15 protein-coding genes are annotated in these 14,811 nt (G+C 39.1%); all 15 read left to right on the forward strand.

The window, feature by feature from the left end; all coding sequences use genetic code 11:
• Positions 1-81: 81 nt before the first annotated feature.
• Positions 82-1,221 carry a radical SAM family heme chaperone HemW gene (hemW, locus tag ACXAE4_RS05080; protein ID WP_047749825.1) on the forward strand — a complete coding sequence of 380 codons (1,140 nt, stop codon included), beginning with the start codon at positions 82-84 and terminating at the stop codon, positions 1,219-1,221.
• Between the two features lie 91 nt (positions 1,222-1,312).
• Positions 1,313-2,341, forward strand: coding sequence for a heat-inducible transcriptional repressor HrcA (hrcA, locus tag ACXAE4_RS05085; RefSeq protein WP_013059244.1), 1,029 nt, complete (start codon positions 1,313-1,315; stop codon positions 2,339-2,341).
• A 105-nt stretch (positions 2,342-2,446) separates the two neighbouring features.
• Positions 2,447-3,007 carry a nucleotide exchange factor GrpE gene (gene grpE, locus ACXAE4_RS05090; protein WP_289578453.1) on the forward strand — a complete coding sequence of 187 codons (561 nt, stop codon included), beginning with the start codon at positions 2,447-2,449 and terminating at the stop codon, positions 3,005-3,007.
• Between the two features lie 30 nt (positions 3,008-3,037).
• Positions 3,038-4,855, forward strand: coding sequence for a molecular chaperone DnaK (gene dnaK, locus ACXAE4_RS05095; RefSeq protein ID WP_475235591.1), 1,818 nt, complete (start codon positions 3,038-3,040; stop codon positions 4,853-4,855).
• Between the two features lie 235 nt (positions 4,856-5,090).
• Positions 5,091-6,221, forward strand: coding sequence for a molecular chaperone DnaJ (gene dnaJ, locus ACXAE4_RS05100; protein WP_013059241.1), 1,131 nt, complete (start codon positions 5,091-5,093; stop codon positions 6,219-6,221).
• Positions 6,222-6,338: 117 nt separating this feature from the next.
• Complete coding sequence (gene prmA / locus ACXAE4_RS05105) at positions 6,339-7,280, forward strand: 50S ribosomal protein L11 methyltransferase (RefSeq protein WP_028411654.1); 942 nt, start codon at positions 6,339-6,341, stop codon at positions 7,278-7,280.
• Positions 7,281-7,299: 19 nt separating this feature from the next.
• Positions 7,300-8,052 (forward strand): 16S rRNA (uracil(1498)-N(3))-methyltransferase, encoded by a 753-nt coding sequence (locus tag ACXAE4_RS05110; protein WP_028411653.1) that lies wholly within the window; start codon positions 7,300-7,302, stop codon positions 8,050-8,052.
• A gap of 5 nt (positions 8,053-8,057) precedes the next feature.
• Complete coding sequence (mtaB, locus tag ACXAE4_RS05115) at positions 8,058-9,416, forward strand: tRNA (N(6)-L-threonylcarbamoyladenosine(37)-C(2))-methylthiotransferase MtaB (RefSeq protein ID WP_025750549.1); 1,359 nt, start codon at positions 8,058-8,060, stop codon at positions 9,414-9,416.
• A 226-nt stretch (positions 9,417-9,642) separates the two neighbouring features.
• A complete protein-coding gene (rpsU, locus tag ACXAE4_RS05120; protein WP_013059237.1) occupies positions 9,643-9,816 on the forward strand; it encodes a 30S ribosomal protein S21 in 174 nt (57 codons plus the stop codon).
• Positions 9,817-9,831: 15 nt separating this feature from the next.
• Positions 9,832-10,275 (forward strand): GatB/YqeY domain-containing protein, encoded by a 444-nt coding sequence (locus ACXAE4_RS05125; protein ID WP_475235594.1) that lies wholly within the window; start codon positions 9,832-9,834, stop codon positions 10,273-10,275.
• Positions 10,276-10,453: 178 nt separating this feature from the next.
• Positions 10,454-11,785 carry an NfeD family protein gene (locus ACXAE4_RS05130; RefSeq protein ID WP_028411652.1) on the forward strand — a complete coding sequence of 444 codons (1,332 nt, stop codon included), beginning with the start codon at positions 10,454-10,456 and terminating at the stop codon, positions 11,783-11,785.
• A complete protein-coding gene (floA, locus tag ACXAE4_RS05135; RefSeq protein ID WP_028411651.1) occupies positions 11,785-12,768 on the forward strand; it encodes a flotillin-like protein FloA in 984 nt (327 codons plus the stop codon). Before ACXAE4_RS05130 ends, floA begins: the two co-directional genes overlap by 1 nt.
• Before the next feature lie 31 nt (positions 12,769-12,799).
• Positions 12,800-13,261, forward strand: a complete 462-nt coding sequence (locus ACXAE4_RS05140; RefSeq protein ID WP_028411650.1) for a hypothetical protein — start codon at positions 12,800-12,802, stop codon at positions 13,259-13,261.
• A gap of 59 nt (positions 13,262-13,320) precedes the next feature.
• Positions 13,321-13,605: a sporulation protein YqfC gene (gene yqfC / locus ACXAE4_RS05145; protein WP_013059232.1), complete on the forward strand. Its 285-nt coding sequence runs from the start codon at positions 13,321-13,323 to the stop codon at positions 13,603-13,605.
• Between the two features lie 16 nt (positions 13,606-13,621).
• On the forward strand, positions 13,622-14,809 hold the full coding sequence (gene yqfD, locus ACXAE4_RS05150; protein WP_028411649.1) for a sporulation protein YqfD: 1,188 nt from the start codon (positions 13,622-13,624) through the stop codon (positions 14,807-14,809).
• Positions 14,810-14,811: the final 2 nt, after the last annotated feature.

Here is a 14,811-nt window from a genome sequence, read left to right on the forward strand (position 1 = left end):
GTGAACGAACATAGATAAAAATACCGCAGAGAGACTCTGCGGTATTTTTATCATTTATAAATGTGATTGAGGTGAAAGTCCATGGTGAAGGCAGCATATCTGCATATCCCGTTTTGTCATCATATTTGTCACTATTGTGACTTTAATAAAGTGTTTTTCAAAAATCAGCCCGTTATGCCGTATTTGGAAAGCATGCGAGAAGAAATGAAACAAACAGTCGAACGTTATCCAACGACCAATTTGAACACGATATTCGTTGGGGGTGGAACGCCCACAGCCTTAGATGAACAGCAGCTGGAGTATTTTTTAGAATCCATTCGTATGTATCTTCCTTATGATGAGAAAGGTGAGTTTACATTTGAAGCGAATCCGAATGAATTGACAAAAGAAAAGCTTCAGCTTCTCCATGACTATGGCGTGAATCGTTTAAGTATTGGTGTACAAACGTTTAATGAAAGGTTATTGGAGAAAATTGGACGTGTGCATTCAAATAGGCAGGTATTTGATTGTATTGAGCAAGCGAGAAAGATTGGAATGTCGAATATAAGCTTAGACTTAATTTATAGCTTGCCGGAACAAACGGTAGCTGATTTTTCTTCTACGCTTCAAACCGCTTTTTCATTAGAGGTAGAGCATATGTCTGCCTATTCGTTAATTATTGAACCTAAAACGGTATTTTATAATTTAATGAATAAAGGGAAGCTGCCGCTGCCTGCTCAAGAAGAAGAAGCAGCTATGTATGAGCTGCTTATGAAAGAAATGGACAAACAAGGTTTTCATCAATATGAAATCAGTAATTTCGCAAAGTCAGGCTACGAGAGTATTCATAATCTAACATATTGGAACAACGACGATTATTACGGAATTGGTGCAGGCGCACATAGCTATATTGACGGAATAAGACGAGCAAATATTGGACCATTAAAAAAGTACATTGATTCAGTCGAGCAAAAAGGAAATGCATATCTTAATGAAGTGAGCGTGACCGAGGCTGAAAAAATGGAAGAAGAAATGTTTTTGGGCCTTCGTAAAACGAAAGGAGTCTCAAAAGAGGAGTTTAAGCAAAAATTCAATCGAGAATTAAAAGATGTATTTGGAGAACCTATTCAAGAATACAAAGAGAAAGGACTTTTGGGTGAAGACAATAGCTCCGTCTTTTTAACACACAATGGTCGATTTTTGGGGAATGAAGTTTTTCAAGCCTTTATTGGGATAATCTAATACCAAATCGTTGACATCGCTATAGTGATTTGGTAATTTATTATTAGATTTAGCACTCAGAGTTTTAGAGTGCTAACAGAGGTGATGAAGCGTGCTTACTGATCGACAGTTATTAATTTTACAAGTCATTATTGATGATTTCATTCGATCTGCGCAGCCGGTAGGCTCTCGAACATTATCTAAGAAAGAAGAGTTTAATTTTAGTTCGGCTACGATTCGTAATGAGATGTCAGACCTAGAAGAACTTGGATTTATTGAAAAAACTCATACTTCTTCAGGGCGCGTTCCGTCTGAGAAAGGCTATCGTTATTATGTTGATCACCTAGTGTCCCCGCAGCACTTGAAAGCAAGCGATGTTTCTACAGTACGTTCGGTATTTGCTGAGCGCATTGTAGAACTGGAGCAGCTCGTTCAAAAATCAGCGCAAATTTTATCTGATTTAACGAGTTTAACGTCCATTGTGCTAGGGCCAAAAGCGGTCAGCCATAAGTTAAAACAGCTGCAGATTTTACCTTTAACGGCTCAGTCAGCTGTTGCCATTATTGTGACTGATACAGGACACGTTGAAAGTCGGACGATTACGTTACCAAGCAGTATTCAACCTTCCGATATTGAAAAGATGGTTAACATTTTGAACGAAAAGCTCATCGGCGTTCGCATTACTGATTTACATGATAAAATGTACAAAGAAGTAGCGACGCTCTTAAAAAGCCACATTCAAGGGTATGAGCAGACGATGGATATACTCAATGATGCATTAAAGCTCAACATGAATGGTAAATTAGTAGTTGGCGGCAAAACGAATATGTTTGCTCAGCCGGAATTTCATGATCTTAATAAAATTCGCGGGCTGTTCAACATTATTGAACATGAACAGCAGTTTTATAAGCTGCTAAGCCCAAATGAGGCTGGCATACACGTGAAAATTGGTCATGAAAATAAGTTGAATGAAATGGTAGGCTGCAGCTTAATTACAGCTAGTTATTCTTTTGGTCACGAACAGCTCGGCACAATTGCTATACTGGGACCGACCCGCATGGAATATGCGCGTGTGATTAGTTTGCTTACACTGCTATCATCAGATATGTCTCAAGTGTTAACAAACTTGTATAAAGAATAAAGGAATCGGGTGGAATATATTACTTCCATCCTTTCCCTGTGATAAAATAAAAATCGTTGTTTAAAATGTGAAAATGTGTGTAAACATTTAAGGGAGGTGAATGAATTGTCAAACGAAAAGCAAGTAGAAGAACAAAACGAAGAAGTGGTTGAAGAAGTTCAAACAGAAGCTGCTGAAGCAACTGAAGCTGAAGCGTCTGAGGAAGTAAACCCTCTTCAACAAGAAAATGATCAATTAAAGCAACAGCTTGAAGAAGAAGAGAATCGCTACTTACGTCTACAAGCTGATTTCGATAATTTCCGTCGTCGTTCACGTCTCGATGCAGAAGCTGCTCAAAAATACCGTGCTCAATCATTGGTTGCGGATATTTTACCAGCACTTGATAACTTTGAACGTGCATTACAAGTTAACACAGCGGACGAACAAACTAAATCTGTGCTACAAGGTGTAGAAATGGTATACCGTCAATTGGTAGAGGCACTTCAAAAAGAAGGTGTTGAAGCAATTGAGTCAGTTGGGAAAACATTTGATCCATACGAGCATCAAGCAGTGATGCAAGTAGAAGACGATGAATGCGAACCGAACACGGTAGTAGAAGAGCTTCAAAAAGGTTACAAATTAAAAGATAAAATCATCCGCCCTGCGATGGTTAAAGTGAATCAATAACACTACATATTATGAAGGAGGTCATTGTCAATGAGTAAGATCATTGGTATCGATTTAGGTACAACTAACTCTTGTGTCGCTGTATTAGAAGGCGGCGAACCAAAAGTAATTCCAAACCCAGAAGGAAACCGTACAACGCCATCAGTTGTGGCATTCAAAAACGGTGAGCGTCAAGTTGGGGAAGTAGCGAAACGTCAAGCTATTACAAACCCTAACACAATTATTTCAGTTAAACGTCATATGGGTACAGACCATAAGGTGGAAGCTGAAGGCAAGCAATACACGCCTCAAGAAATGTCAGCTATCATTCTTCAACATTTAAAAGGTTATGCTGAAGAGTATTTAGGTGAGCCTGTAACAAAAGCTGTTATCACAGTTCCTGCTTACTTTAATGATGCTGAGCGTCAAGCGACAAAAGATGCTGGTAAAATTGCTGGTTTAGAAGTAGAGCGTATTATTAACGAGCCTACTGCAGCAGCGCTTGCATACGGATTAGAAAAAACAGATGAAGATCAAACAGTTTTAGTTTATGACCTTGGTGGCGGTACGTTTGACGTATCTATTCTAGAACTTGGCGACGGCGTGTTTGAAGTTCGCGCAACTGCAGGTGACAATCGCCTTGGTGGTGACGACTTTGACCAAGTAATCATCGACTATTTAGTAGCTGAATTCAAAAAAGAAAACGGCGTTGATTTAAGCAAAGATAAAATGGCGCTTCAACGTTTAAAAGATGCGGCTGAAAAAGCGAAAAAAGATTTATCAGGCGTAACATCTACACAAATTTCTTTACCATTTATCACTGCTGGAGAAGCTGGTCCTCTTCACTTAGAAGTATCTTTATCACGTGCTAAATTTGACGAGTTATCAGCAGGTCTTGTTGAACGTACAATGGCCCCTGTGCGTCAAGCTTTAAAAGATGCAGGTCTTTCTGCAAGCGAACTTGATAAAGTAATCTTAGTTGGTGGTTCAACTCGTATCCCAGCGGTACAAGATGCAATCAAAAAAGAAACTGGTCAAGATCCTCATAAAGGTGTAAACCCTGATGAAGTAGTTGCACTTGGTGCAGCAATTCAAGGTGGCGTATTAACTGGTGATGTAAAAGACGTTGTATTACTAGACGTAACGCCTTTATCACTAGGTATCGAAACAATGGGTGGCGTATTTACAAAGCTAATTGAGCGTAATACGACAATTCCAACAAGTAAATCACAAGTATTCTCAACGGCTGCAGATAGCCAAATGGCTGTAGATATTCACGTTCTTCAAGGTGAGCGTCCAATGTCTGCAGACAATAAAACGCTAGGACGTTTCCAATTAACAGACATTCCTCCTGCACCACGCGGAGTACCTCAAATCGAAGTATCATTCGATATTGATAAGAACGGTATCGTAAACGTTCGTGCAAAAGATTTAGGTACAAACAAAGAGCAGGCGATTACAATTAAATCTTCAACTGGCTTATCAGATGACGAAATCGAACGCATGGTAAAAGAGGCGGAAGAAAACGCAGATGCTGATAAGCAACGTAAAGAAGAAGTGGAACTACGCAACGAAGCAGATCAACTAGTGTTTACAACTGAAAAAACATTAAAAGATCTTGAAGGAAAAGTAGAAGAAGCTGAAGTAACAAAAGCTAACGAAGCAAAAGATGCTTTAAAAGCTGCGATTGAAAAGAATGACCTTGAAGAAATCAAAGCGAAAAAAGATGAACTTCAAGAAATCGTTCAAGCGTTAACTGTAAAATTGTATGAGCAAGCTCAACAAGCTCAGCAAGCAGGTGAACAAGGCGCTCAAAATGATGATGTTGTAGATGCAGAGTTTGAAGAAGTAAACGACGACAAAAAATAATGCATCTTGACGACTAACGTGAATGACGCCATGGTGCGATTCACATCTTTTTAAAAAGTCAAAGTCAAGCTTATTTCTTGGCTTTGACTTTTTTAACGTGGAAAAGCGAAAGGGGAAGTTTTTCTCTTGGCTCTCTGCGTGCACGTGAGCAATAGAAAGTAACTTTTATGTTGCTATGGAATTATTAATAATGATACAATTACGTTTATGTGAAACGATTCGGGAGTGAGTATTGATGAGTAAGCGAGATTACTATGAAGTACTCGGTATCAGTAAGAGCGCTACAAAAGATGAAATAAAAAAAGCATACCGCAAGCTTTCTAAACAATATCATCCAGATATTAATAAAGCGGAAGATGCTGCTGACAAATTTAAAGAAGTAAAAGAAGCATATGAAGTATTGAGTGATGACCAAAAAAAAGCACAATACGATCAATTTGGTCATACTGATCCAAATCAAGGCTTTGGCGGCTTTGGTGGAGGCGGCTCAGACTTTGGCGGCTTCGGCTTTGAAGATATTTTCAGCTCGATCTTTGGTGGTGGTGGTCGCAGACGTGACCCTAATGCTCCGAGACAAGGTGCCGATTTACAATACACGATGACACTTTCTTTTGAAGAAGCTGTTTTCGGAAAAGAAACAACAATTGAAATTCCACGTGAAGAAACGTGTGAAACATGTCACGGTTCAGGTGCAAAACCTGGAACAAAAGTTGATACATGTTCGCACTGTAATGGTTCAGGTCAGTTAAACGTTGAACAAAACACGCCGTTTGGTCGCGTGGTAAATCGACGTGCGTGTCATCATTGTAATGGTACGGGAAAAATCATTAAAGACAAATGTGCAACGTGCCACGGTGACGGTAAAGTAACAAAACGACGTAAAATTAATGTTAAAATCCCAGCTGGTGTAGATGATGGTCAACAGCTGCGCGTTAGTGCTCAAGGAGAACCAGGGGTAAATGGTGGTCCTCCGGGAGATTTATACGTAGTGTTCCACGTGCGCACTCATGAATTCTTTGAACGTGATGGAGACGATATCTACTGCGAAATGCCTTTAACGTTTGCTCAGGCAGCACTAGGTGATGAAGTAGAAGTACCAACTCTACACGGCAAGGTGAAGCTGAAGATTCCTGCTGGTACACAAACGGGGACGAAATTCCGTTTAAAAGGAAAAGGTGTGGCAAACGTACGAGGGTATGGTCAAGGAGATCAGCATATTCACGTTCGCGTTGTAACGCCAACAAAAATATCAGAAAAACAAAAACAATTATTGCGTGAGTTCGCTGAACTGAGCGGTCAAGAAGCCGTTGATGAGCAGCATGATTCCTTTTTTGCAAAAGTAAAACGAGCAATTAAAGGAGAATAATTGTCTTTCATAATAAACAGAGACAGGTTGGTAAAGGTACTTTGCCAACCTGTCATCTGTCATGTTCATATTTAAAATCCTATATTACTGAAGGCAGAAAGGATGAAGTTGGTAGCAATGAAATGGTCTGAAATTTGTATTCATACAGCGCAAGAAGCAATTGAACCCATCTCACATATTTTACATGAATCAGGAGCTAGCGGGGTAGTCATTGAAGATCCTGCTGATTTAGTGAAGGACAGAGATACAACTTTTGGTGAAATCTATGATTTAAACGTAGAAGACTACCCAGAGGAAGGTGTAGTGATTAAAGCATACCTTCCAGTTAACAGCTTTTTAGCAGAAACTGTGGATGGTATCAAAAAAGAAATTAATGGACTGCTTGTTTACGACTTTGATTTAGGAGCTAACAAAGTTACGATCAGTGAAGTGAACGAGGAAGAGTGGGCCACTGCTTGGAAAAAATATTACCACCCTGTGAAAATTTCAGAGCGTTTTACGATTGTACCAACTTGGGAAAACTATGAGAAAGTAAGCACAGATGAATTGATTATCGAGCTTGATCCCGGAATGGCTTTTGGTACAGGTACGCATCCAACGACGGTTATGTCTCTTCAAGCATTGGAAAGAACAGTGAAAGCAGGAGATACCGTTATTGACGTGGGTACAGGCTCAGGAGTGCTAAGTATTGGCGCAGCCCTGTTAGGAGCAAGTAATGTACAAGCTCTAGATCTTGATGAAGTAGCCGTACGTTCTGCCCGCGAAAATATTGAACTGAATCAAGTTGGAAATATCGTAACAGTAGGTCAAAACAACTTATTGCAAGGCATAGAAGGACCGGTTGACATTGTTGTGGCGAATATTCTAGCTGAGGTAATCGTTCGTTTTGTAGACGATGCTGCAAAGGTATTAAAGCCAGGAGGCATGTTCATTACATCAGGTATTATTAGTGCGAAAAAAGAAGATGTCAAAAAAGCGTTAACGGGAGCGGGCTTTGTTATTCAAGAAGTAACGCTTATGGAAGATTGGGTAGCAATTATTGCGCAAAAACAAGCTTAACAAGTGAGAAGGTGTCAAGATGCAACGTTATTTTCTGCCAAATGATCAATTTCAAGAGCAAAGTGTCATAGTGATACAAGATGATGCCCATCATATCTCACGCGTCATGAGAATGAATGAAGGATCACAGTTTATTGCCTGTAATGAACAGGGGCAAGCTGCTTTGTGTGAAATTGAAAATATTTCCGCTAACGAAGTGAAAGCATCTATTATAGAATGGATAAGCGAAGAAAAAGAGCTTCCAGTCCATGTTACAATTGTGAACGGTCTGCCTAAAGGGGATAAGCTCGAGCTTATTATCCAAAAAGGGACAGAACTTGGAGCGTATAGGTTTATCCCTTTTATTGCGGCTCGTTCAGTTGTTAAATGGGATGATAAAAAGAGTCAAAAAAAAGTAGATCGCTGGAACAAGATTGCTAAAGAGGCTGCAGAACAATCTCATCGTACGATTGTACCAGCAGTAGAAGCCCCAATTTCTTTTAAGAAACTAGTAGAAATTAGCGGTGACTATACTCATAAAGTTGTAGCCTATGAAGAAAGAGCAAAGCAAGGAGAAACATCTCATCTGCACGCTGTTCTTTCAGCTTTAAAACCCGGCAATTCCGTGCTTGTGGTTGTAGGCCCCGAGGGTGGTTTGACCGAGCAGGAAGTAGAAGTATTAGAAGAAAATGAATTTACAATAAGCGGATTTGGTCCGCGGATTTTACGAGCAGAAACAGCTCCATTATATGCGCTGTCTGCTATATCTTATCAAACTGAGTTAATGAGGTGACGATTATGTCAACAGTTGCTTTTCACACGCTAGGGTGTAAAGTAAATCACTATGAAACAGAAGCAATTTGGCAATTGTTCAAAGGCCAAGGCTATGAGCGTGTTGAATATGAACAAACTGCCGATGTATATGTAATTAATACATGTACGGTAACAAATACAGGAGATAAAAAGAGCCGTCAAGTTATTCGCAGAGCTGTGCGAAAAAATCCAGATGCGGTTATTTGTGTAACTGGATGTTATGCTCAAACTTCGCCAGCTGAAATTATGGCCATTCCTGGTGTTGATATCGTAGTAGGTACACAAGATCGTGTTAAGATGCTTGATTATATTGAACAATTTAAAAAAGAGCGTCAGCCGATTAACGGTGTAGGAAACATTATGAAAACACGCGTATATGAAGAGCTAGATGTACCGGCATTTACAGACCGTACGCGTGCTTCGTTAAAAATTCAAGAAGGCTGTAACAACTTCTGTACATTCTGTATTATTCCATGGGCACGCGGTTTAATGCGATCTCGTGATCCTAAAGAAGTAGTAGCACAAGCACAGCAGCTAGTGGATGCAGGCTATAAAGAAATCGTGTTAACAGGTATTCACACTGGCGGATACGGAGAAGATATGAAAGATTACAATCTTGCCCAGCTTCTTCGTGATTTAGAGTCTCAAGTAAAAGGATTAAAACGCATTCGTATTTCGTCAATTGAAGCAAGTCAAATTACGGACGAAGTGATAGAGGTACTAGATCAGTCAGAAATGGTTGTACGTCATTTGCATATCCCTCTTCAATCAGGTTCAAATACGGTATTGAAGCGCATGCGTCGTAAGTATACAATGGAGTTCTTTGGCGAGCGCTTAAACCGTCTGAAAGAAGCTCTTCCTGGATTAGCGATTACATCAGATGTGATTGTCGGGTTCCCAGGTGAGACAGAAGAAGAGTTTATGGAGACGTATAACTTTATTAAAGAGCACGGTTTTTCAGAGCTTCACGTATTCCCGTATTCTAAACGTACAGGTACGCCAGCAGCTCGTATGACCGACCAGATTGATGAAGAAGTAAAAAATCAACGTGTGCACCGTTTAATCGAACTTTCAAACCAATTGGCAAAAGAATATGCTTCAACGTTTGAAGGAGAAGTACTAGAAGTAATTCCGGAAGAAAAATATAAAGAAGATCCTGAAAGTGGTTTATATGTAGGATATACTGATAACTACTTAAAGGTTGTGTTTAAAGCGTCTGAAGAAATGGTTGGAAAGCTTGTAAAAGTGAAAATTTCAAAAGCTGGATATCCTTATAATGAAGGTGAGTTTGTTCGCGTGCTAGATGAGGTTCATCTTCAAGATCAGGTGAAAATGAGCTCATAACACTTATTGGAAAGCTGCGTGTTTGCGCAGCTTTTTTCATACGTATAAAACAGCTGAGTGAGTAATCTTTTATCAAGAAAGTTCATAAAATAAAGGGGGAATAACTGCATTACTTTATGTAAAGCGGTTGACCTTAAGGAATCATTATATTATAATTGCAAAAGACATGTCTAACATGTCATTTCATTATGATGTTAGTGGTTTTGTTCGGAGGGAGGGAATTAGAATGTCAAGAACAGTTGTTCGTAAAAACGAATCGCTTGAAGATGCTCTTCGTCGCTTCAAACGTTCAGTTTCAAAAACTGGTACGTTACAAGAAGCAAGAAAGCGCGAATTCTATGAAAAGCCTAGCGTAAAGCGTAAGAAGAAATCTGAAGCTGCTAGAAAACGCAAGTTCTAATAAGAGGGTGGATTTATGAGTCTTCTCGAGCGTTTAAATAGTGATATGAAACAAGCGATGAAAAACAAAGAGAAAGAGAAGCTTGGGGTCATTCGTATGGTCAAAGCATCTCTTCAAAACGAAGCCATTAAGTTAGGCACTGACCTAACTGAAGCAGACGAGTTGACGGTTATTTCTCGCGAATTCAAACAACGTAAAGACTCCCTCCATGAATTTGAGAAAGCAGGTCGTCAAGATTTTGTTGATAAAATTCATTCTGAATTAGCGGTTTTAGAAGTTTACGCTCCTAAACAGCTAACTGAAGAAGAGTTATCTGAAATTATTAAAACGACGATTGAAGAAACGCAGTCTTCCTCTAAAGCTGATATGGGGAAAGTTATGGGAGCGCTTATGCCGAAAGTAAAAGGCAAAGCGGATGGCTCTCTTGTTAATAAGCTTGTCCTTCAACACTTATCATAAAAAACACCTTACCTTGTGTAAGGTGTTTTTTATATAGATAATATCCGAACGTATGTTTTGTTTCTCTAGTGCAAAGAATAAAATAGATAAATTTTAAAAAATTTGAAACTATTGTTAAAGTTATTCGTATATACAGATACATACTCATACTATCTATGGAAGGAGGGAAGTGTATTCGGTGAAAACCTTATTTTCTTTCGTGTGCTTTCTTATTTTAGCCACTGGGTTATTCCCCACTATTAGCACCGCTGACGTGAAGCGTGTACACATTATTCCTGTCAATAAAACGGTAGAAAATGGACTGCTTTCTTTTTTAAACAGATCCATTGAAGATGCGGAAAATGACGGTGCAGATTTGATTATATTGGACATAGATACTCCTGGAGGAGCTGTAGATGCAGCTTCTGAAATAGCTAAAAGCTTAACCTCAACACCTATTCCTACCGCTGCTTTTGTCGACAAAAAAGCATTATCGGCCGGAGCGTATATTGCACTTAACGCCGATCAAATTTATATGACACCCGGCTCTACAATGGGATCGGCAGCTGTGATTGACCAACAGGGAAATGCAGCAGGAAAAAAAGCTCAGTCCTACTGGTTATCGGCTATGAAGAGCGCAGCAGAACAAAATAACCGAAACCCTAAATATGCAGAAGCGATGGCAAACACAAAGATGGTCATACCTGAGCTCAACTTAAAAGGAAACGAATTGTTGACGCTAACTCCGAAGCAAGCCGAGCAAGTTGGTTATTCAGAAGGAACTGTAAAAAATTTAGATGATCTCCTGAGCGTGCTTGGCTATGAAGATGCTAAACTGACGTATGCAAAAATGAGTGTAAGTGAACAAATTGCTCGTTTTCTTACCCATCCGCTTGTTGTTCCCATTTTATTATCCATTGGTGCTTTAGGAATTGTAATTGAATTGTTTACGCCTTCATTTGGTATTGCGGGCTCCATTGGAGTAGCTTCACTTCTTTTATTTTTCTATGGTCATATGGTAGCAGGATTAGCAGGAATGGAAGCCCTCGTTTTATTTATAGCAGGAATTATACTGCTTCTATTAGAGATTGTAGTGCCAGGCGGCGTTTTAGGGCTGCTAGGGCTTGGAGCTATCATTTTAAGTTTTTTTATGTCAACAGATAATAATGTCGAAATGGGAATTTCTCTTGTAATTGCAATAGTGGTGGCACTGGGAGGTGCGTTTGTGATGATGAAATTTTTTAAAAGAAAGCTTACACCTTTCAAAAAAATGGTGCTTAATGATTCACTTAATACCGAATCTGGTTATGTATCGAATCAAAATCGGTATGAATTAATAGGAAAACAAGGTAAAACAACAACACCGCTGCGTCCTTCAGGCACCGTGCTCATCGATGAAGAGTATGTGGATGTAGTCACTGAAGGCGGATATTTAGACAAAGATGTGTTAGTAAATATTATAAAAGTAGAGGGATCAAGGGTTGTGGTGCGGAAGCTCACAGAGCCTTTGAAAAAGGAGGACCTTAATTAATGGAAGCAGGTAGCGTATTGTTTTTTGTAGTTATTGGCCTAGCAATTATTGCTTTAGCTGTTTTTTTCACTTTTGTACCGATTATGTTATGGATCTCAGCATTAGCAGCAGGCGTTCGTATTAGTATTTTCACACTGGTCGGAATGAGACTTCGTCGAGTGATACCATCTCGCGTTGTGAACCCGTTAATTAAAGCAAGTAAAGCCGGTTTAGGTATTACCATTAATCAATTAGAAAGCCACTATTTAGCAGGCGGTAACGTGGACCGCGTGGTAAATGCGTTGATTGCAGCGCACCGAGCAAATATTGAGTTAACATTTGAGCGCGGAGCAGCTATCGACTTAGCGGGCCGTGATGTGCTAGAAGCTGTACAAATGAGCGTTAATCCAAAAGTTATTGAAACACCTTTTATTGCAGGGGTGGCTATGGATGGAATCGAAGTCAAAGCAAAAGCCCGAATTACCGTTCGTGCAAACATTGATCGACTAGTAGGGGGAGCTGGAGAAGAAACGATTATTGCCCGTGTTGGCGAGGGGATTGTTTCTACAATCGGTTCACAAAAAGATCACAAAAAAGTATTGGAAAACCCTGATATGATCTCTCAAACGGTTTTAGGAAAAGGGTTGGATTCCGGAACAGCGTTTGAAATCTTATCCATTGATATTGCTGATATCGACATTGGTAAAAATATTGGGGCAGTTCTTCAAACAGACCAAGCAGAAGCAGATAAAAATATTGCCCAAGCAAAAGCCGAAGAACGTCGTGCTATGGCCGTTGCTCAAGAACAAGAAATGCGTGCAAAAGTAGAAGAAATGCGTGCAAAAGTAGTAGAAGCAGAAGCAGAAGTACCATTAGCGATGGCAGAAGCACTGCGCTCTGGCAATATTGGCGTCATGGATTATATGAATATTCAAAACTTGACTGCTGATACGGATATGCGTGATTCAATTGGAAAAATGTCTAAAGAAGACGATGAGAAATAATGAATCAGTTTAACAAGGAGGTTTTCTCCTAATGAATATCGTTGAAACGCTTATTAAACTAATTATTAATAATGCTTTCATTTTTGTCATCATTGGAGGGATTATTTTTAACGTTGTGCAGCGTTTTATGGCTCAGTCAAAAGAGGAAGAACAGCAGCGTTCTAAAAGAGCTCCTATGCCTCCTGTAAACAATCCTTCAAGGCGGAAAAGACCTAGATATCGCCCTGTCAAAGAAGAGCCAAAAACAGCTCGTATGGAGCCAGAAATCGCTCCTTCAGCAGAAACAAATCCTTTGCAAGAAAAACTGGAAGAGCTAAAAAACCGTTCGTATCATGAACCTTCTATTCAAAAGAAAATCGCAGTTGAAAAACCAAAAACAACTGATGAGAAAAACGTTTTTAAGCCCATTTCTCGTAAAGAAGCTGTTCAAGGAGTGATATGGTCCGAAATTCTAGGGCCGCCAAAATCGAAACAACGTAAATATAAACGATAAATAGATGTGATACATTAACCCCCTTTCTCATAAACATGAGATGAAAGGGGGTTCTTTTTATGAGCAAAAAGTGGAGACACCAAATGAAAAGATGGATGACAAAAACAATGGAACTACCCGCTGATGTATTAATGGATCTTCCCCGTATTACGTTAGTTGGACAAATACACATTTATATTGAAAATCATAAAGGTTTATTAGCCTTTTCTGATACTGAAATACGCGTGTTACTAAAACAGGGACAAATGTTAATTCGAGGTGAAGGACTGGTCATTAAAGTAATACTGCCAGAAGAACTGGTTTTAGAAGGTAAAATCAATCAAGTTCTTTATTTAGAACAATAACACAAGGAGGAAAAAAATGAAGAATGGATGGACAAACTTTGTTATTGGTACCGTACGTATTCGAATTGTTGGAAAAGGAATTGAACGTTTCTTAAATAATTGTGTGAGACAACAGATTATGATCTCGAATGTCCATAAAGTTGACGGTCAGCTAGCGACAGCAACGATATTATTGAAAGATGTAAAGAAAATTCGTATACTAATTCGCAACGCAGACTGTAAAATTTATTTTATAAGAGGCCGAGGTTTTCCTTTTTTAACAAAACGAGTGATTAAAAATAGTGGATTTGCTTTAGGTTTTCTTTCTTTTTTTATTATTCTTGGTTTGCTTTCCAACATGGTGTGGAAAGTGGAAATTAGCGGTGCAGAACCACAAACAGAACATCAAATGACGAAGCAGCTGGCCAAAATAGGTGTAAAAAGAGGAGAGTTTCAATTTCTGTTAGAGAGTCCTGAAAAAATTCAGCGCTATTTAACGGATAATATGAACAATATTACCTGGGTGGGAGTAGAAGTGCGCGGCACTTCTTATCACTTCCAAGTGGTTGAAAAAAATGAGCCCAAGCCTCAGCAAAAAACACCTTACCAACATTTAATTGCTAAAAAGAAAGCTATTATTACGAATTTGTTTGTCGAAAAAGGACAACCTTTAGTCAAGGTTAATGATTTTGTCAACGAAGGCGAGGTCTTAGTTTCCGGTATTATTGGAAACGAAAAAAATAAAAAAGTAGTAGCTGCTAAAGGAAAAGTCTACGGTGAAACATGGTATAAGTCTGAGGTGGAAGTGCCTTTAAAAACTGATTTTCAAGTATTAACGGGTAATGGATATACGAAGCACTATTTAGATTTTCAAGCTTTTAAAATGCCTCTTTGGGCTTTTAACAAAGAGAAATACGGCTCAAAGGTGACAGAAAAAGTGGAGCATCCACTCTATTTTTTTAAATGGAAATTACCTCTGTCGTATGAGAAAGTTGCTGTACGAGAAGAACAGAATTCGCAGCGCGTCTATTCTAAACAAGAGGCGGTGGAAAAAGCTTTGGAAATCGGTCGAAAAAAATTACTATCAACTTTAGGTGAGGATGCTAAAATAAAAGGTGAAAAAGTTTTGCACCAAGAACAGGACAATGGTAAAGTTAGATTATCAATACATTACCAAGTTATAGAAAATATTGCGAACACTCAACCAATTATTCAAGGAGATTGATG

The organism is Priestia sp. ABM2_011, from assembly GCF_056158845.1.

Excerpts from the sequence above, each read along its gene's own strand:
- hemW (WP_047749825.1), top strand. The coding sequence starts at position 82 with ATGGTGAAGGCAGCATATCTGCATATCCCGTTTTGTCATCATATTTGT.
- dnaK (WP_475235591.1), top strand. The coding sequence starts at position 3,038 with ATGAGTAAGATCATTGGTATCGATTTAGGTACAACTAACTCTTGTGTC.
- dnaJ (WP_013059241.1), top strand. The coding sequence starts at position 5,091 with ATGAGTAAGCGAGATTACTATGAAGTACTCGGTATCAGTAAGAGCGCT.
- prmA (WP_028411654.1), top strand. The coding sequence starts at position 6,339 with ATGAAATGGTCTGAAATTTGTATTCATACAGCGCAAGAAGCAATTGAA.
- ACXAE4_RS05110 (WP_028411653.1), top strand. The coding sequence starts at position 7,300 with ATGCAACGTTATTTTCTGCCAAATGATCAATTTCAAGAGCAAAGTGTC.
- mtaB (WP_025750549.1), top strand. The coding sequence starts at position 8,058 with ATGTCAACAGTTGCTTTTCACACGCTAGGGTGTAAAGTAAATCACTAT.
- rpsU (WP_013059237.1), top strand. The coding sequence starts at position 9,643 with ATGTCAAGAACAGTTGTTCGTAAAAACGAATCGCTTGAAGATGCTCTT.
- ACXAE4_RS05125 (WP_475235594.1), top strand. The coding sequence starts at position 9,832 with ATGAGTCTTCTCGAGCGTTTAAATAGTGATATGAAACAAGCGATGAAA.
- floA (WP_028411651.1), top strand. The coding sequence starts at position 11,785 with ATGGAAGCAGGTAGCGTATTGTTTTTTGTAGTTATTGGCCTAGCAATT.
- ACXAE4_RS05140 (WP_028411650.1), top strand. The coding sequence starts at position 12,800 with ATGAATATCGTTGAAACGCTTATTAAACTAATTATTAATAATGCTTTC.
- yqfC (WP_013059232.1), top strand. The coding sequence starts at position 13,321 with ATGAGCAAAAAGTGGAGACACCAAATGAAAAGATGGATGACAAAAACA.
- yqfD (WP_028411649.1), top strand. The coding sequence starts at position 13,622 with ATGAAGAATGGATGGACAAACTTTGTTATTGGTACCGTACGTATTCGA.